Source organism: Streptomyces sp. NBC_00344 (assembly GCF_036088315.1).
Taxonomy (GTDB): Bacteria; Actinomycetota; Actinomycetes; order Streptomycetales; family Streptomycetaceae; genus Streptomyces.
This window is the reverse complement of sequence record NZ_CP107996.1, coordinates 4,128,738-4,145,681: the sequence shown is the minus strand read 5'-3', so window position 1 is coordinate 4,145,681 and position 16,944 is coordinate 4,128,738. Positions and strand designations below refer to the sequence as shown.

Here is a 16,944-nt window from a genome sequence, read left to right as displayed (position 1 = left end):
TTGAATCCGGGAGTAAGTCAGTGAGCGCCTTGTCTATTGCCCTGCTGCTGACGACGGCCGCCGCCACGGCCGTCGGCGCCGCGTCCCTGTACGCCGTCCATGGCCTGCGCCGCCAGATCACCGCGCTGCGCGACGATCTGCTCGCCAGGCAGGGCGGCGCCCGGGGCGTCACCGTGCCCGCCGCGCGGGAGACTCCGGCCGCTGAGATACGCGCCGCGGTCGCCGAAGCGCTGGCCGAGGAACGAGAACGCGAACTGGCGGAGGCGCGGGCCTTCTGGGCCGCGCAGGAGTCCCGTGACGCGGCGGATGCCCCGTCGCTGCTGGGCGGCCTGGCCGGTCTCGGCGAGGACGCGGCGTTCTTCATGCCGCGCCAGACGGACTTCACGGGAGTCGACGCGGGCTTCGACATGAGCTTCGGCCCGGAGCTGGAGCCCGCGGTCGAGCCGGCCGGCGAGCCGGACGACGAGCCCGCCGCGGAGGACTACGCCCCGGAGAGCGCCGACCTCGCCGCCGCGCGCCGCAGGCACCCCTCGCATCCGGACTTCGTGCCGGTGCAGACGCCCGTGGTGACCGACCACGAACGCATGGTCACCCGCCTCGAAGCGCTGGCGGAGACCCGCACCGCGCTGTCCGACGTGCGCCCCGGCCCGCTGGGCACACTCGATGTGTATGTCTTCACGGACGGCACCACCCTCTGCATGACCCCGGGCCACCGGGAGACGGCGGAACGCCTCGCCGAGGCCCTACGTCTGGGTGAGACCCCGGTCCTGCTGGGCGGTTCCGGCATCTCCGGCGCGTTCGCACTGACCTTCACCTGCGGCGAGGAGAACGTCTACATTCTCGCCGACCGGGTCATAGCCTCGCTCTGACCCGCACGGTCCGCCCCGGCTGCCGCGCGGCCCACCCCCGCCGCGCCACGCCTCCCGCCGTCACACCCCCGACTCGACGGCAGCCGCTTCAACGATCTTCACGGCCTCGTCCAGCTCTGCGGACGAGGCCGTCCGCAATTCCTCGGCCAAGTCGTTGCCCGCGACCACGAGTTGATCGGCGACGGCGAATATCCCGGCGTCCGGCATGACCCGCCGATCGGCGTCCGGGTCCTCCAGCAGCTGCGCCCGCAGGGAGAGTTCCCTGGCCAGCGCAAGGCCCTCGGCGGCGGCGCCACGGTTCAGCCGGCTCTGCGGGGCGGACCTCAGCCGGTCCGCGAAACGGCTCACTGCGGTGGTGAGGGGGGTCGTATCAAGCACGCCGCGACCCTACGCGCCCGTCCCTGCCTGTTGCCAACGAGCCTGCGCTCAGGCACGGTGCAGTGAAGGACGGTCTACGGCCGACTCAGCGCAACGCCTCCGGAGGCGCCGATGTCCCAAGTCTTCTCCGAAGAGACCCATCGCAATCTGCTCTCCCGCATTCCCCAATGCACAGGGCGTGAAGTATCCGACTGGCTCCACGCCGTCGACGAAGGACCCGCACTCGTCCGCTTCGACGAGAAGGTCACCTGGCTGAGAACGGAACATCATCTGGCGTACGGCCACGCCAAAGCGATCATCCACGAGTACGACCTGAGGCGTGCCGCGCGACGGCTGGCCTGAGGCCCGCGCACGACGGCGCTTCGCCCCGCCCGGCCACGGCCCGCGGGGCGAAGCGCTGTCCGGACGCCTCCCCGGACACACCGCAGGGCCCGCCCCGATGGGGGCGGGCCCTGCACGCACATGTCTCGCAGACGAACTAGCGGTTCAGGATCGCGACGAGTCGCAGCATCTCCAGGTAGATCCAGACCAGAGCCATCGTCAGCCCGAAAGCGGCCAGCCAGGACTCCTCACGCGGGGCGCCGTAGGCGATGCCGTCCTCGATCTGCTTGAAGTCAAGCGTCAGGAAGAAGCAGCCGATCAGAATCGCCAGGATCCCGACGAGCGCACCGAGCGGGCCGAACCCGCGGAGGCCGCCGTTGTCGGCGACGCCGGTGACGACCAGCAGCAGATTGACCACCATCACGATCACGAAGGCGATCGCGATGGTCATGCCGATCCGCGCATACCGCGCGGTGACACGAATCCAGCGCTGCTTGTACGCCACCAGGGTGGCGGCCGAGACCGCCATGGTGCCGAGCACCGCCTGGAAGGGCGCGCCGGACCAGGCGGAGTTGTAGATCTCGCTGATCACGCCGAGGAAGATGCCCTCGAAGAAGGCGTATCCGAGGATCAGCGCCGGCACCGGGGTGCGCTTGAAGGACTGCACCATGGCCAGCACGAACGCCAGCAGTGCGGACCCGACGGCCAGGCCGTAGCTGGTCGAGGAGACCGGCAGGACGGCCCAGGCGATGACGGCGCCGACCACCACAGTGCCGAGCGTGATGGCCGTACGGGTGACGACGTCGTCCATCGTCATCGCGTTGCTGCGCGGCGGCGCCGGAGGGGCGTACGGGTCGGTGGCGTACGGGTTCGTCGCGTACGGGTTGGTCCCTACCGCTGGGCCCCCGGCCTGCGGCGCCGCGTTGAAGCCCGCGTAGCCGGTGTCGCGGCTGAAGCCCCGTCGCGAGAAGACCGGGTTGCTGCTCCTCATCTCACTCCTCAGTGGCCACGCTGCGTGGCCTCGCGTCAAGAGTAATGGGACAGCAAAGCGATGGCTCTACTGCCCAGGAAGGATCTTTTCCTCATTATGGCGTCTGCCCACCTGACCGCCTCGTAGCGCTTCCGTGAGTGACCTGACCGAGTGACACCGGAACGGACATTCGCTACGAACATGTTCGTTACGATGTTGTTCGTAGCGAACATGTTCGCTATTCTGGTGACATGACACCAGGCACCAACACACCGCGAAGCCGCCGCGAGCGGCCGGCCAAACCGGCTCTGACCCTGGGCGGCATCGTCGCGACCGCAGTGGATCTGATGCGGGCCGAGGGGCTCGAGCGGGTGACCATGCGCCGGCTGGCGCAGGAGCTCGACACCGGCCCGGCCTCGCTCTACGTCTACGTCCGCAACACCGCCGAGCTGCATGCGGCGGTCCTCGACGAACTGCTCGGCGCGGTCGATCTGAGTCCGGCCGGGGCGGGCGGGGAGTGGCGCGACCGGCTGGTGCGGATCCTCACCTCGTACATCGAGGTGCTGTTCGAGCACCCGGCGCTTGCCAGATCCGCACTGCTGGCCCGGCCGTCCGGGGAGCACTACCTCGATCTGGTCGAGGCGGTGCTCGCGCTGCTGGACGAAGGCGGCTTCCCGCCGGGGAAAGCCGCCTGGGCGGTCGACATGCTGTTGCAGTTCGCCACCACGAACGCGGCCGAGCACTCGTCCCGCGCCCAGGACATCGGCGCCCAGGACGACTGGGACGCGCTCACCACCGCGCTGCGCGGCGCGTCCGACGCGCGCCGTCCGCACATCGCCGCCCTCGGCGCCGGCCTGCTGTCCGGCACCGGCCGGGCCCGGCTGGCCTGGGGCTTCGACGTGCTGATCAGCGGAATGCAGGCGGCACCGGCGCCGGACACCAGGACGTGAGCCACCGGAATCACCGGACCGCAGACGCAACCGCTGCCGGAGACACCGGCAGCGGACGGAGCCGGCACCGGACGACCAGCCCACCGCCCCACGCCGTAAGGAGCATGCCCATGTCCTCACAGCACCACCCCATCACCGTCGTCGGCGCCGGTCTCGGCGGCCTCACCCTGGCCCGTGTCCTGCACGTCCATGGGATCGAGGCGGCCGTCCACGACCTCGACGCCTCACCGTCGGCCCGCGACCAGGGCGGCATGCTGGACCTCCACGCGGAATCGGGCCAGGCCGCGCTCAGCGCCGCGGGCCTCTACGAGGAGTTCCGCGGGATCGTCCATCCCGGGGGCGAGGCCACGCGCATCGTCGGCAAGGACGGCACGGTCCGGCTGCGGGACGACACCGAACAGGGCGACCGTCCCGAGGTGAACCGCGAGGATCTGCGCCGCATCCTGCTCGACTCCCTGCCCGGCACCACGATCCGCTGGGGCGCCAAGGTCGACGGCGCCCGCCCGCTGGGCGGCGGACGCCACGAGGTCACGCTCTCCGACGGCACCGCCTTCACCACGGACCTGCTGATCGGCGCCGACGGCGCCTGGTCGAGGATCCGCCCGCTGCTCTCGGACGCGGCGCCGGCCTACACCGGCATCTCCTTCGTCGAGACCGATCTGCCCGACGCGGCCACCCGCCACCGGAGCGCCGCGGAACTCGCCGGGGGAGGCATGATGTTCGCGCTCGCCGACGGGAAGGGCTTCCTCACCCATGTCGAGAGTGACGGCGTCCTGCACGCCTACACGGCTCTCAGGGTTCCCGCCGACTGGCTGCGCGCCATCGACTTCACCGACACCGGCGCGGCCAAGCGAGCCCTGCTGAAGCACTTCGACGGCTGGGACGAGCGGCTGCGCGCGCTGATCGCCGACGCCGAGGGCGCACTGGTCCCCCGTCCGGTCCACGCCCTGCCCGTCGGACACCGGTGGGAGCGCACACCGGGTGTGACGCTGCTGGGCGACGCGGCCCATCTGATGTCCCCGTTCGCCGGCGAGGGCGCGAACCTGGCCATGCTCGACGGTGCCGATCTCGCGGCCGCCATCGCCGCCCACCCCGGCGACACCGAGGCAGCCCTCACCGCGTACGAGCAGGCCCTGTTCCCGCGCAGCGAACAGGCCGCGGCCGAATCCGCCGAGAGCCTCGCGCTGTGCTTCGGTCCCGACGCGACACGGCGCCTCGTCGAGCAGATGACGGGCGGTCAGGCCGCCGCCGGCTGAGCCCATGGTCCAGGAGGACGAGCCGTACGGCTGGGTGAGCGGCGCCTCGGTCGCAGCGGGCGCCGTGATCCGCCCCGGGTTTCCCCACTCGGGCACGCATCCGGCGAGGTGCCCGGAACCGGACTTGAACCGGTACGCCCCCGAGGGGCAGCGAGGTTTAAGCTCGCCGTGTCTGCATTCCACCATCCGGGCAAGGCGCGCGGCTCCGCATTCGTGTAGATCAGAGCCTATCGGGACGCAGCCCCCGCCTTGCTGCATAAAAACCCGATGTTGTCTTATTTTATTGATGCCTGAAGGTCCGTCAGCACCCTGAACTGCCATGGGCGCGTGCCACGCGCGGTGACCGCGCTGTACCCGGGGGTGCGGGATTGACGGAAAGTCGACGCCCGGTCAGTGCGCCCGCGCCACATGCTGGTCCCTTTCGCCGACGCGACAGCGCGCCGGGGTGTCCCCCTGCTCGTCCGGGCCGGGGATGCGGCCTCGCCCGTCACCCGGACGTGGGTGCTCCCGTCCGGCGTCAGGGTGACCGGAGCAGGAGGGGACCCGGCGTACCGGCCGGCCCCTCGCCGTCCGCACGGGACGGCTCCCTGCTGCCCGGTGGTCGCGGGCCGGCGCCGGCCGCGCGGGGCAGCGCACGGGTCCGCCACGCCGGTCCCGGTCCCGGGAGGGCCCGACCCCGGACCGGGGCTCAGGGCCGGGGTCATCCCGGAGGAGGAGACGAGGGCTCCCCGGTCAGCCTCAAGAGGGCCCCGGGAACGGGCACGCGGAGGGACGTCCCGGCGCGGGACGACGGACAGGATGAAGGGGTCCCATCGCACCTCGGTCCCCGACCGTCCTGACAGGAGCCCCACAGTGACCACGTCCACCACCGCTCGCCGCACTACCGCGGTGGCCGCCCGCGCCACCGAACTGTCCAAGGTGTACGGGCAGGGTGAGACCAAGGTCGTCGCCCTCGACCAGGTCTCCGTGGATTTCCGGCAGGGCGAGTTCACCGCGATCATGGGCCCGTCCGGCTCGGGCAAGTCGACGCTGATGCACTGTGTGGCGGGGCTGGACACGTTCAGCTCCGGCTCCGTACGGATCGGTGAGACGGAGCTCGGGACGCTCAAGGACAAGCAGCTCACACAGCTGCGCCGGGACAAGATCGGCTTCATATTCCAGGCGTTCAACCTGCTGCCCACGCTGACCGCGGCAGAGAACATCACGCTGCCGATGGACATCGCGGGCCGCAAGCCCGACAAGGCGTGGCTGGCCGAGGTGATCAAGATGGTGGGCCTCGCGGAGCGGCTCAGCCACCGGCCGACCCAGCTCTCCGGCGGCCAGCAGCAGCGAGTCGCGGTGGCCCGCGCCCTGGCCTCCCAGCCGGAGATCATCTTCGGTGACGAACCGACCGGGAACCTGGACTCCCGCTCGGGCGCCGAGGTACTGGGCTTCCTGCGCAACTCCGTGCGGGAACTGGGCCAGACCGTGGTCATGGTGACCCATGACCCGGTGGCCGCCGCCTACGCGGACCGGGTGATCTTCCTCGCCGACGGCCGGATCGTCGACGAGATGCTGGCCCCCACCGCAGACGGCGTACTCGACCGGATGAAGGAGTTCGACGCCCGCGGCCGGACCAGCTGACACCGGCTCGCTCCGCTGCCCCGCAGGCGTATCCGCCGGCCTCCCGACGGCTCATCCGACAACTCCAGGACTGACAACACCATGTTCCGTACCGCCTTGCGCAATGTGCTCGCGCACAAGGCCAGACTGCTGATGACCCTGCTCGCCGTGATGCTCGGCGTGGCCTTCGTCTCCGGCACCCTGGTCTTCACCGACACCCTCGGCCACGCCTTCCGCAACCAGTCGGCGAAGAGCTACGACAACGTCGCGGTCTCCGTCACCTCGTACAACGACGACAGCGGCGCCCGGCAGAGCCCCGGCATCAGCTCGAAGACCCTGGAGAAGATCCGGCGTCTCGACGGGGTCTCCTCCGCGACCGGACGGGTCTCGGGATTCGCCGGCGTCGCGGACCGCAACGGCAAGCTGATCGGCAACGGCTGGTCCAACACCGGGGCCAACTACGCGCCCGGCAAGCAGGACAAGGACAGCCAGTACACCTTCACCGACGGGACGGGCCCCCTGCGGGTCGGCGACATCGCCCTCGACCGGGCCACCGCCGACAAGGGCCACTACCGGGTCGGCGACACCGTACGGGTCTCCACCAACGGCCCGGTCCAGGAATTCAGGCTCGCCGGCATCTTCGACACCGAGGACGGCTCGGTCAGCGCGGGCGGCAGCCTGGTGCTCTTCGACACGGCGGTGGCCCAGAAGCTGTATCTGGAGCCCGGCTACTTCGAGGACGTCAACGTCGCCGCCGCCGCGGGCGCGTCCGACCACCGGATTCTGACCGAGGTCAAGCCGCTCCTGCCGTCGAACGCCCATGCCCAGACCGGCAAGCAGCTCGCCGACGACCAGGCCCGGCAGATCGAGAAGGGCATGTCCGGTCTCAGCCAGATGCTGCTCGCGTTCGCCGGTGTCGCGCTCTTCGTGGGTATCTTCCTGATCTCCAACACCTTCACCATGCTGGTCGCCCAGCGGACCAGGGAACTCGCGCTGCTGCGTGCCGTGGGTGCCTCCCGCAAGCAGGTCACCCGCTCGGTGCTCGCCGAGGCACTGGTGGTCGGCGCGGTCGCGTCGGCGATCGGCTTCGCGCTCGGTATCGGCCTCGCCGTGGGGCTGCGTTCCGCGATGGGCGCTTTCGGTGCGAAGGTGCCGGGCGGTCCACTGATCGTGGCGCCCACCACCGCGCTGGCCGCGTTCGCGGTCGGCGTGGTGATCACCATGCTGGCCGCCTGGCTGCCGGCCCGCAGGGCCGCGAAGATCCCGCCGGTGGCGGCCATGGGCAGCGCCCACCTGCCCGCGACCACCAAGACCCTGGTGGTCCGCAACTCCATCGGCGGAGTCATCACCCTGCTCGGCGCCGCCGTGATCGTCGCCGGAGCGGCGGCCGGGTCCGACGGCCGGATGATGATCGCGGCAGGAGCCTTCCTGACACTGGTCGGCGTGATCGTGCTGATCCCGTTGCTGTCCCGCCCCGTCATCGCGCTGGTACGGCCGCTGCTGCGCGGCGTGTTCGGGGTCTCGGGCAAGCTGGCGGGCCAGAACGCGGTACGCAACCCGCGCCGCACCGGGGCCACCGCTTCCGCGCTGGCGATCGGGCTCACCCTGGTCACCGGGCTCTCGGTGCTCGGCGCCACGATGAGCCAGGCCGTGGACCGCATGACCACGGACAACATCAAGGCCGACTACATGGTCCAGATGGCCAACGGCATGTCCCTGGCTCCTTCGGCACTCACCGCGCTGCACCACGCCAAGGGTGTGAGCGCCGCATCGCCGCAGAGCGGCAGCCAGGTCGTCATCGGCGGCCACGACGAGTCGGTCTCCGGTGTCACCCCCGGCGACATCCAGCAGGTACTCACCCTCACCACGGTCTCCGGTTCCCTGGACACCCTCGGCAAGGGAGAGATCGCGGTCGCCAGGAAGACCGCCGACAAGCAGGGCTGGAAGCCAGGCACCAAACTGCCCGCGACGTACCTGGACGACAAGAAGGGCGAACTCACCGTCGGCGCGGTCTACGAGGACAACGAGCTGCTCTCCCCCGTCCTCGCCTCCACCCGGGTGCTCGCCCCGCACGAGAAGAAGCCGGACATCCAGCAGATCTTCGTGAAGATGGACGGAGGCAGCGGCAAGGCCAACGAGCAGGCACTGGTCAACGCCCTGGGTGACAACCCCGCCATCTCCGTCATGAACCAGCAGGACATCCGCAACCAGTTCGGCGGCGTCATCAACACCGCCCTGAACATCATGTACGGGCTGCTCGCGATGGCCCTGATCATCGCGGTGCTCGGGGTCATCAACACCCTGGCGATGTCGGTCTTCGAACGGCAGCAGGAGATCGGCATGCTGCGGGCGATCGGCCTGGACCGCGCCAAGGTCAAGCGGATGATCCGTCTCGAGGCCGTGGTGATCTCGGTGTTCGGCGCGGTGATCGGTATCGGTCTCGGCTCGTTCCTCGCCTGGGCGCTCGGCCAGACGATCAAGTCGAGCATCCCGCACTACGCGATGGTCATGCCGTGGGACCGGATCGGGATCTTCCTGCTGCTCGCCGCGTTCGTCGGGGTGCTGGCCGCGCTCTGGCCGGCCCGCAGCGCCGCGCGGCTGAACATGCTGACAGCGATCAAGACCGAGTAGCCGGGCGGATCGCGGCGAAGGGCCCGGGACACCGTCCCGGGCCCTTGGCGTACCGGCGGCGGGCCGGTCAGCGCCAGTCGTACACCCGGCGCGGCACCCCCGACGCGCCGTTCTCCGGGGTCCTCACCGCCAGGATCTGGTTGACGCCGATCCGGTTGTGTTCGAAGGCAAGTGCCGATGCGGCCATGTAGAGCCGCCAGACCCGGGCCCGGCCAGGACTGGCCAGCCGTACCGCCTCCGGCCAGTGCGCCTCCAGATTGGCCACCCACTGGCGCAGGGTCAGCGCGTAGTGCTCGCGGAGCGTCTGCACGTCACGTGCCTCGAAGCCCGCCTCCTCCAGGGTGGCCACCGTGGAGCCCAACGGCGCCAGCTCACCGTCGGGGAAGACGTACGCGTCGATGAAACCGTCGATCTCATACGCCGATTCATCAAGCTCGGGGCGGCGGGCGATCTGGTGGTTGAGCAGTCGGCCGCCGGGCTTCAGCAGGGCGAAGACACTGTCCGCGTACTCCCGGTAGCGCACCGAGCCGACGTGTTCCGCCATCCCGATCGAGGAAATCGCGTCATAGGGACCGTCCCTGACGTCCCGGTAGTCCTGGACCCGGATCTCGATCCGGTCGGTGAGCCCCTCCTCCGCGATGCGCTTGCGGGCGTACGCCGCCTGCTCGCGCGAGAGGGTGACGCCGGTGACCCGGGCGCCGTACTCACGAGCCGCGTGTATGGCCATCGAGCCCCAGCCGCAGCCGACGTCGAGCAGCCGCGTGCCCTCCTCGAGGGCCAGCTTGCGGCAGACCAGGTCGAGCTTGTCGCGCTGGGCGGTCTCCAGGGTGGAGTCGTCGGCCCAGTAGGCGCAGGAGTAGACCATCGAGGGGCCGAGCACCCGCTCGTAGAAGTCGTTCCCCACGTCGTAGTGATGGCTGATGGCCCGTTTGTCACGGTGCTTCGTGTGGATGGGGCCGCGGCGTCTGCGGATCTCCTCGGCCGGTGGGGGCGGCGGGGGCAGCAGTCCCCCGATGTCCAGCAGTCCGCGGGCGGCCGCCCGCAGCCGCGGGTCGAACAGCGGGTGCCCCGCCTTCTTGCCGCCCTCTTCGTCGTCCCGCTCCCAGATCAGTCCTGCCAGCAGGTCCAGCGCCGCGTACAGATCGCCGTCCACATCGATCTCACCCGCCACCCAGGCTCGGGCCAGGCCGAGCTCGCCCGGCTTCCACAACAGCCGCCGCAGCGCCCTGCGGTGCCGGATCACCAGAACGGGAGTGCCCGGCGGCCCGGACTCGCTGCCGTCCCAGGCCCGGATCCTCAACGGGAGCGGGGCTCCCAGAAGTTCCTCGGCGAGAGTGGTCAGACGCAGCGCGGCGTCGGCCATGGCACACACCTCCGTACGGGCGGGAAACGCTCAGCACTACGTAAACAACCAATACCTGCCGTTGCAGTCCCACTACCACATAACGGGTCCGCAAAATCCATGGTTGATACATGTACATGTGTCCCGGAACGCCGAAGGGGCCGTCCGCACCACGGATGGCGGACGGCCCCTTCGGACGGAACCTTTACTGCTGGGTACTGCTCGGGCCCTGCTCCCGCGTCGGCTGACGCAGGGTCAGGAGGCCTTGGCCTTCTCACCCTCGGGCTTGACCGCGGCCGGGGCCGGGACGGGCGCCGGCTTGGCCGCCTCGTAGAACTCCTCGCGGGGAGTCTCCATGGCGCCGAGCGAGACCACCTCACGCTTGAGGAACATCGCGAGGGTCCAGTCGGCGACGACACGGATCTTGCGGTTCCAGGTCGGCACCGCGAGACCGTGGTAACCACGGTGCATGTACCAGGCGAGACGGCCCTTGAGCTTGATCTTCATCTTGCCCATGACGATCATCGCGACACCCTTGTGGAGGCCGAGGCCCGCCACCGCACCCTTGTTGGCGTGCTTGTAGGTGCCCTGCGGGAAGCCGCGCATGCCCGAGATGACGTTGTCGCCGAGGACCTTGGCCTGGCGCAGCGCGTGCTGGGCGTTCGGCGGGCACCAGGCGTTCTCCACGCCTGCCTCGCGGGCAGCCATGTCCGGCACCTGGGCGTTGTCGCCCGCGGCCCAGATGTAGTCGGTGCCCTGCACCTGAAGCTTCTCGGACGTGTCCACGTGACCACGGGGGCCGAGCGGCAGGCCGTAGCGGGCCAGCACCGGGTTCGGCTTCACACCGGCGGTCCACACCAGGGTGTTGGAGTCGACCTCGAGGCCGTTGTTCAGGACGACGTGACCGTCGATGCAGGAGTCCATGCCGGTCTTGAGGTAGACCTCGATACCGCGGGACTCCAGGTGCTCCTTGCCGTACGCGCCGAGCTTCGGCCCGACCTCGGGAAGGATCTTGTCGGCCACGTCGACCAGCACGAAGCGCATGTCCTCGCGCTTGACGTTGCTGTAGTACTTGGCAGCGTCCCTGGCCATGTCCTCGACCTCACCGATGGTCTCCGCACCGGCGAATCCACCGCCGACGAAGACGAAGGTCAGCGCCTTGCGGCGGACATCCTCGTCGGTCGTCGATGCAGCCTTGTCGAGCTGCTCGAGGACGTGGTTGCGAAGGCCGATGGCCTCCTCCACACCCTTCATGCCGATGCCCTGCTCGGCGAGACCGGGGATCGGGAAGGTACGGGAGACCGCGCCGAGCGCGATGATCAGGTAGTCGAAGGGCAGCTCATAGGCCTCGCCGACGAGCGGCGCGACCGTGGCGACCTTGCGGTCCTGGTCGATGGTGGTGACTCGGCCGGTGAGGATCTCAGCCTTGGGCAGCACGCGTCGCAACGGGACGACGACATGCCGAGGCGAGATGCTGCCGGCAGCAGCTTCGGGGAGGAAGGGCTGGTACGTCATGTACGAGCGCGGGTCGACGACCGTGACGGTCGCCTCGCCGTAGCGCATCTTCTTGAGAATGCGTCGAGCTGCGTACAGGCCTACGTACCCGCCTCCAACTACGAGGATCCTGGGACGCTCCGTGGTGCTCATGGCAACGAGTATCCACCTCTTGGAGGGGGGTACCTCGTGCGCCCCTTCACAAGGTCGGGTGGACCCTCTGCTACACTGCGCGGCTCGTGTGACGCAGGCCATCACTTCACAGGGGAACCAGAGTGCCCGGGTGCACGTTGTTCACCCCTCTTGAGCTGGACCTCACCGCGCGGAGCCGAGTGGACCACTGCCCGATGTCATCCGCCTGTAACAGACGGCGGGACGTCCGTCATGGAGGGAATCGGGACCTTCGGGCCCCCTCGAAGGACCAATGGCCCGGAAACTTCGGCCGCCCGGCCCCGATTCCTTGTGAAGAAGTTCACGAACTTTCCCGGGGCTGATCGATCAGACCGCCCCCCGAGGCCTTCCGAAGCCCCTTTCCGGCCATGGAGCAGGCGGCCCCGGCACGGCTGTCCACCGCCCCCTCCGGGAACGGCCGGCCCGGAGACCGGAGCCTCCGCGCCGCCTCGTCCGGCCGGCGGATCAGTCGTCCCCGAGTGCGATGTGCCAGGCAATGCCGTCGAGGATGTCGTGCTCGCTGACGACCACCTCCGCGGCCCCGGTGCGCTTCATGATCTCGTACAGGACCAGCGCGCCCGCGATGATCACATCGACCCTCCCGGGATGCATCACGGGGATCGCGGCGCGCTCATCGTGGGTCGACCGGAGGAGCTGCCCCACGATCTCACCGACCCGTTCCGCCGTGATCCGTGAGCGGTGGATCGCCGCGGAGTCGTAGGTGCCGAGACCCAGCGCGATGCCCGCGATGGTGGTGACCGATCCGGCCAGCCCGACGAGCGTACGGTCCCCGGCCAGCGGGACCGTCTCGTCGGCCAGGTCGAGAGCGGCGGTGATGTCTGCGCGGATCGCGGTGATCTCGCCGAGGGTGGGCGGATCGTTGCGCACATGCCGCTCGGTGAGCCGCACGCAGCCGATGTCCACAGAACGGGCCGCCCCCACGCGGTCGTCCCCCACGACGAACTCGGTCGACCCACCACCGATGTCCACGACCAGATACCGGCCGCCCTGTCCCGCCAGCTCCCTGGTGGCGCCGGTGAAGGAGAACTCGGCCTCCTGGTCCCCGGTGATCACCTCCGGCTCGACGCCGAGGATGTCCACCACCCCGCTGACGAACTCGTCGCGGTTCTCGGCGTCCCGGGAGGCGGACGTGGCGACGAAGCGGACGCGTTCGGCGCCGTGCTCCGCGATGATCCCGGCGAACTCCTTGCACGCGGCGAAGGTCCGCTCCAGGGCTTCCGGGGCGATCCGCCCCGTTCTGTCCACACCCTGGCCGAGCCGGACGATGGTCATCCGCCGGTCGATGTCGGTGAGTTCACCGGTGGCCGGGTCCACGTCCGCGACCAGCAGCCGGATGGAGTTGGTACCGCAGTCGACGGCGGCAACGCGGGTCATCTGGTGTGTTCCTCTCGTGTACCGGTGCCCGGGTACGAGCACCGGGGGCCGGCGGTCGCCGGACGGGCCGTCACGTTCCGGACGGGCCGGCCCGTCACTCGCCGGACGGGCCGGCCGCGTCCTGACAGGGCGACACACAGGGGCCCTTCGCCCACCACTGCGGCAGCATCGCGATCGCCTCGTCCCCCAGCGGGTTCACCCCGGGACCGGCAGCCAGCGAATGACCCACCAGAACGTGCAGACACTTCACCCGGTCCGGCATCCCCCCGGCGCTCGGGAACCCCTCCAGCACCTCGATGGCATCGCGGCGCGCGATGTAGTCCTCATGGGCGGCGCGGTAAGCGGCGGCCAGTTCGGGGTCGTTGCCGAGGCGCTCGGTCATCTCCCTCATCACGCCGTTCGCCTCCAGCGTGCCGATCGCCGACGCCGCGCGGGGGCACGTCAGGTAGTACGTCGTCGGGAACGGCGTGCCGTCCTCGAGGCGCGGCGCCGTTTCGACGACGTCGGGATTGCCGCACGGGCAACGGTGCGCGATGGCGCGCAGGCCGCGCGGCGGGCGGCCCAGCTGTTGCCGGAACGCGGCGATGTCCGCGTCGGTCGGCTCGGTGCGGTCGGTCTGCGGAGGGGGCGTTTCCATGCCTGCCTTGGATCTGTTCGTCAGGGTTTGCTGGTGTCTATTGCTTTTTGGTGCGGTCGGCGTTGTCCACGCCGTCCCAGAGGTTGGTGTACCAGGGCCGGTCCGTCGCGCCCTGGTCCTGGGACCGCTGTCTGCGGGCGTCGGGGTCGACGACGGTGTAGTTCTCCTCCCCCGGCCGCACGTAGTGCAGATGCTCCCTGGCCAGCCGCTCCACGTATGCGTTGTCCTGCAGACGTGCCTTCTCGTCCCGCAGTTCCTCGACGCGGGCCTTCGCCTCGTGCGCCTGCCGGCGCTGATCCGCGATGTCGTTGCGCTGCGAGACGTACTGCCGCATCGGATAGGCCAGCGCGACGACCAGCGTGCACAGCACCATCAGCAGTATCGCCGCCCGGCCGGTGAGCCGGGGACGGCGGGCCTGTCGCCTGGACTGGGAGCGGTAGACCCGGGCGGCTGTCTGTTCACCCAGCGCCTTGAGCCTGGTCGCGGTGGAGAACCGGTCCCGGTTCCCTGCCATGCCGCCTCCCCGTATACGCACGTCCGTCCCCGGACACGGTACGGGACCGTGTCCGGGGACGGCTGCGCTTCGCTGCGCCTTTGCTCCTCATTCAGTTCTTTGGATGCAAAGCCGCTGACCGGGTGTTCGGACGCCGCCCGGCCCGCGTCCGCCGGGGCGGGCAGCGTTCGTCAGGAGCAGGGAGCCCCCCGGGGGGAACTCAGCCCTTGAAGCGGGGGAACGCCGACCGGCCCGCGTACACCGCGGCGTCGTCCAGGATCTCCTCGATGCGGAGCAGCTGGTTGTACTTGGCGACCCGCTCGGACCGGGCCGGGGCACCGGTCTTGATCTGACCGCAGTTGGTGGCGACGGCAAGATCGGCGATGGTGACGTCCTCGGTCTCACCGGAGCGGTGCGACATCATGCACTTGAAGCCGTTGCGCTGGGCCAGCTCGACGGCGTCCAGCGTCTCCGTCAGCGAACCGATCTGGTTGACCTTGACGAGCAGGGCGTTGGCCGAGTTCTCCTCGATGCCACGCGCCAGGCGCTCGGGGTTGGTGACGAAGAGGTCGTCGCCGACGATCTGGATCTTGCTGCCCAGCTTCTCGGTGAGAACGTTCCAGCCGGCCCAGTCGTCCTCGAACAGCGGGTCCTCGATGGAGACCAGCGGGTACGCGGCGACGAGCTCCTCGTAGTACTCGGTCATCTCGGCGGCCGAGCGGGACTTGCCCTCGAACTCGTACAGGCCGTCCTTGTAGAACTCGGACGCGGCGACGTCCAGCGCCAGCGCGATGTCCTTGCCCGGGACGTAACCGGCCTCCTTGATGGCCTCGATGATGAGGTCGAGGGCGGCACGGTTCGAGTCGAGGTTCGGCGCGAAGCCGCCCTCGTCACCGAGACCGGTCGCCAGGCCCTTGCCCTTCAGGACCTTCTTGAGGGTGTGGTAGACCTCGGCACCCCAGCGGAGCGCCTCGGAGAAGGACTCGGCGCCGATCGGCGCGATCATGAACTCCTGGATGTCGACGTTGGAGTCGGCGTGCGACCCACCGTTGAGGATGTTCATCATCGGAACGGGCAGCAGGTGCGCGTTCGGACCGCCGAGGTAGCGGAAGAGAGGCAGGTCGCTGGCCTCGGACGCGGCGTGCGCCACGGCGAGCGAGACGCCGAGGATGGCGTTGGCGCCCAGCGAGCCCTTGTTGTCGGTGGCGTCCAGGTCGAACATGGCCTGGTCGATCAGCCGCTGCTCGGTGGCGTCGTAGCCGACGAGCTCCGGACCGATCTGCTCGATGACGGCCAGGACGGCCTTCTCGACACCCTTGCCCTGGTAGCGGTTGGGGTCACCGTCGCGAAGCTCGATGGCCTCGAACGCACCGGTGGAGGCTCCGGACGGAACTGCAGCACGACCCGTGCTGCCGTCGTCGAGGCCGACCTCGACCTCGACCGTGGGGTTGCCTCGGGAGTCCAGGATTTCCCGGGCTACGACGACGTCGATGGACGGCACGAGCATCTCCTTCTGGGATGTGACGCTATGGGTGCAGGGTCTCTGTGGCCTTGCGCCATGAGCCTAACCGGCCCGGGGCCTCCAGCAGGCCGGACGCCCGGCCCCTGGGACGAAAAAGGGCACAAAAGACCGTATTACCGCCCGAAGATCAGCAAATCTACTCGCTGGTAACCGGACTGGCGGAGAAAAACCCCGGCCCGGCGCGTTCGGGGGAAGTCGCGCCGGGCCGGGGTGGACCGGGGGCCGGGATCAGCTCAGGTGCAGCTGCTGCCCGGGGTAGATCAGGTCGGCGTGCTTCACGACGTCCTTGTTCAGGTCGTAGACCTTCTTCCAGCCGCCGGAGAGGTGGTGCGACTTGGCGATGGTGGAGAGGGTGTCGCCGGCCTTCACCTTGTACTCGCCGTCGCCCTTGCGGATCTTCTCCGGGGCGGCGTGCTTCGGCGCGGCCTTACGGGCCTCGCCGCGGGAAGCGGTCTGCTGGTCGCTGTGGGTCTCCTGCTTCGGCGCGGCCTTCTCGGCGGTCGAGCCGGAGGGGTTGACGCCCGGGTCCACACCGTCGTTGGTCAGACCGCCGGCACCGGCGCAGGACCAGGCACCCGGACCCTGCATCTCGAGGAGCTTCTCGGCCACGGCGATCTGCTGGTCCTTGGTGGCCAGGTCGGCACGCGACGCGTACTGCGTACCGCCGGCGGCGGCCCAGCTGGAGTTCGAGAACTGCAGGCCGCCGTAGTAGCCGTTGCCCGTGTTGATCGACCAGTTGCCGCCGGACTCGCACTGCGCGACCGCGTCCCAGGTGGAAACGGAAGCAGCGGAGGCGGAGGTCGCACCGAGCAGCGGCACGGCGACTGCCGCACCGGTCACACCGGCGAGCGTGGCGATACGGACGGCCTTGGACGGGCGACGGTGCTTGGACTTGCTGGACGAAAACAGCATC

General features: G+C 69.6%; 15 protein-coding genes and 1 tRNA gene. 6 read left to right on the top strand and 10 right to left on the bottom strand.

Translation table 11 applies throughout. The features are described from left to right. Positions 1 to 20: 20 nt before the first annotated feature. Positions 21 to 869: a hypothetical protein gene (locus OHS16_RS18740; RefSeq protein WP_328538362.1), complete on the top strand. Its 849-nt coding sequence runs from the start codon at positions 21 to 23 to the stop codon at positions 867 to 869. 60 nt (positions 870 to 929) lie between these two features. On the opposite strand, the gene OHS16_RS18735 is transcribed toward OHS16_RS18740, so the two are convergent. Beyond that, positions 930 to 1,247 carry a hypothetical protein gene (locus OHS16_RS18735; protein ID WP_328538361.1) on the bottom strand — a complete coding sequence of 106 codons (318 nt, stop codon included), beginning with the start codon at positions 1,245 to 1,247 and terminating at the stop codon, positions 930 to 932. A gap of 111 nt (positions 1,248 to 1,358) precedes the next feature. On the opposite strand from OHS16_RS18735, the gene OHS16_RS18730 reads away from it, so the two are divergent. Then, positions 1,359 to 1,589: a DUF4287 domain-containing protein gene (locus tag OHS16_RS18730; protein WP_328538360.1), complete on the top strand. Its 231-nt coding sequence runs from the start codon at positions 1,359 to 1,361 to the stop codon at positions 1,587 to 1,589. Between the two features lie 136 nt (positions 1,590 to 1,725). On the opposite strand, the gene OHS16_RS18725 is transcribed toward OHS16_RS18730, so the two are convergent. After that, on the bottom strand, positions 1,726 to 2,559 hold the full coding sequence (locus tag OHS16_RS18725; RefSeq protein ID WP_328538359.1) for a Bax inhibitor-1/YccA family protein: 834 nt from the start codon (positions 2,557 to 2,559) through the stop codon (positions 1,726 to 1,728). A 230-nt stretch (positions 2,560 to 2,789) separates the two neighbouring features. Between OHS16_RS18725 and OHS16_RS18720 the strand changes: the two genes are divergently transcribed. Both OHS16_RS18720 and OHS16_RS18715 read left to right on the top strand, forming a co-directional pair. Further along, positions 2,790 to 3,488 carry a TetR/AcrR family transcriptional regulator gene (locus OHS16_RS18720; protein ID WP_328538358.1) on the top strand — a complete coding sequence of 233 codons (699 nt, stop codon included), beginning with the start codon at positions 2,790 to 2,792 and terminating at the stop codon, positions 3,486 to 3,488. A 110-nt stretch (positions 3,489 to 3,598) separates the two neighbouring features. After that, entirely contained in the window at positions 3,599 to 4,744 is a 1,146-nt protein-coding gene (locus OHS16_RS18715) for an FAD-dependent oxidoreductase (protein WP_328538357.1), read from the top strand. 109 nt (positions 4,745 to 4,853) lie between these two features. Here the strand turns inward: OHS16_RS18715 and OHS16_RS18710 are convergent. Continuing rightward, a tRNA-Leu gene (locus tag OHS16_RS18710) sits at positions 4,854 to 4,936 on the bottom strand. 660 nt (positions 4,937 to 5,596) lie between these two features. Here OHS16_RS18710 and OHS16_RS18705 point away from each other — a divergent pair. Together OHS16_RS18705 and OHS16_RS18700 are read left to right on the top strand one after the other, a co-directional pair. Continuing rightward, entirely contained in the window at positions 5,597 to 6,367 is a 771-nt protein-coding gene (locus tag OHS16_RS18705; RefSeq protein ID WP_328538356.1) for an ABC transporter ATP-binding protein, read from the top strand. An 81-nt stretch (positions 6,368 to 6,448) separates the two neighbouring features. After that, positions 6,449 to 8,977, top strand: coding sequence for an ABC transporter permease (locus OHS16_RS18700; protein WP_328538355.1), 2,529 nt, complete (start codon positions 6,449 to 6,451; stop codon positions 8,975 to 8,977). A gap of 67 nt (positions 8,978 to 9,044) precedes the next feature. Here the strand turns inward: OHS16_RS18700 and OHS16_RS18695 are convergent, their stop codons facing one another. The 7 genes from OHS16_RS18695 to OHS16_RS18665 all read right to left on the bottom strand — a co-directional run bounded on the left by OHS16_RS18695 (position 9,045) and on the right by OHS16_RS18665 (position 16,943). After that, entirely contained in the window at positions 9,045 to 10,340 is a 1,296-nt protein-coding gene (locus OHS16_RS18695; protein WP_328538354.1) for a cyclopropane-fatty-acyl-phospholipid synthase family protein, read from the bottom strand. 234 nt (positions 10,341 to 10,574) lie between these two features. Continuing rightward, entirely contained in the window at positions 10,575 to 11,966 is a 1,392-nt protein-coding gene (locus tag OHS16_RS18690; protein WP_328538353.1) for an NAD(P)/FAD-dependent oxidoreductase, read from the bottom strand. A 483-nt stretch (positions 11,967 to 12,449) separates the two neighbouring features. After that, positions 12,450 to 13,379 carry a Ppx/GppA phosphatase family protein gene (locus OHS16_RS18685; RefSeq protein WP_328538352.1) on the bottom strand — a complete coding sequence of 310 codons (930 nt, stop codon included), beginning with the start codon at positions 13,377 to 13,379 and terminating at the stop codon, positions 12,450 to 12,452. A 94-nt stretch (positions 13,380 to 13,473) separates the two neighbouring features. Next, positions 13,474 to 14,016, bottom strand: a complete 543-nt coding sequence (locus tag OHS16_RS18680; protein WP_328538351.1) for a DUF501 domain-containing protein — start codon at positions 14,014 to 14,016, stop codon at positions 13,474 to 13,476. Positions 14,017 to 14,053: 37 nt separating this feature from the next. Next, positions 14,054 to 14,530: an FtsB family cell division protein gene (locus tag OHS16_RS18675; RefSeq protein WP_328538350.1), complete on the bottom strand. Its 477-nt coding sequence runs from the start codon at positions 14,528 to 14,530 to the stop codon at positions 14,054 to 14,056. A gap of 199 nt (positions 14,531 to 14,729) precedes the next feature. Then, positions 14,730 to 16,016 carry a phosphopyruvate hydratase gene (gene eno, locus OHS16_RS18670; protein ID WP_328538349.1) on the bottom strand — a complete coding sequence of 429 codons (1,287 nt, stop codon included), beginning with the start codon at positions 16,014 to 16,016 and terminating at the stop codon, positions 14,730 to 14,732. A 243-nt stretch (positions 16,017 to 16,259) separates the two neighbouring features. Then, entirely contained in the window at positions 16,260 to 16,943 is a 684-nt protein-coding gene (locus OHS16_RS18665) for a transglycosylase family protein (RefSeq protein ID WP_443042648.1), read from the bottom strand. Position 16,944 lies beyond the last annotated feature (1 nt).

Bases quoted from the DNA above. Each gene is read 5' to 3' on its own strand.
- OHS16_RS18675 (WP_328538350.1), bottom strand. From the start codon at position 14,530: ATGGCAGGGAACCGGGACCGGTTCTCCACCGCGACCAGGCTCAAGGCG.
- OHS16_RS18730 (WP_328538360.1), top strand. From the start codon at position 1,359: ATGTCCCAAGTCTTCTCCGAAGAGACCCATCGCAATCTGCTCTCCCGC.
- OHS16_RS18680 (WP_328538351.1), bottom strand. From the start codon at position 14,016: ATGGAAACGCCCCCTCCGCAGACCGACCGCACCGAGCCGACCGACGCG.
- OHS16_RS18665 (WP_443042648.1), bottom strand. From the start codon at position 16,943: ATGCTGTTTTCGTCCAGCAAGTCCAAGCACCGTCGCCCGTCCAAGGCC.
- OHS16_RS18685 (WP_328538352.1), bottom strand. From the start codon at position 13,379: ATGACCCGCGTTGCCGCCGTCGACTGCGGTACCAACTCCATCCGGCTG.
- OHS16_RS18695 (WP_328538354.1), bottom strand. From the start codon at position 10,340: ATGGCCGACGCCGCGCTGCGTCTGACCACTCTCGCCGAGGAACTTCTG.
- OHS16_RS18725 (WP_328538359.1), bottom strand. From the start codon at position 2,559: ATGAGGAGCAGCAACCCGGTCTTCTCGCGACGGGGCTTCAGCCGCGAC.
- OHS16_RS18700 (WP_328538355.1), top strand. From the start codon at position 6,449: ATGTTCCGTACCGCCTTGCGCAATGTGCTCGCGCACAAGGCCAGACTG.
- eno (WP_328538349.1), bottom strand. From the start codon at position 16,016: ATGCTCGTGCCGTCCATCGACGTCGTCGTAGCCCGGGAAATCCTGGAC.
- OHS16_RS18720 (WP_328538358.1), top strand. From the start codon at position 2,790: ATGACACCAGGCACCAACACACCGCGAAGCCGCCGCGAGCGGCCGGCC.
- OHS16_RS18715 (WP_328538357.1), top strand. From the start codon at position 3,599: ATGTCCTCACAGCACCACCCCATCACCGTCGTCGGCGCCGGTCTCGGC.
- OHS16_RS18690 (WP_328538353.1), bottom strand. From the start codon at position 11,966: ATGAGCACCACGGAGCGTCCCAGGATCCTCGTAGTTGGAGGCGGGTAC.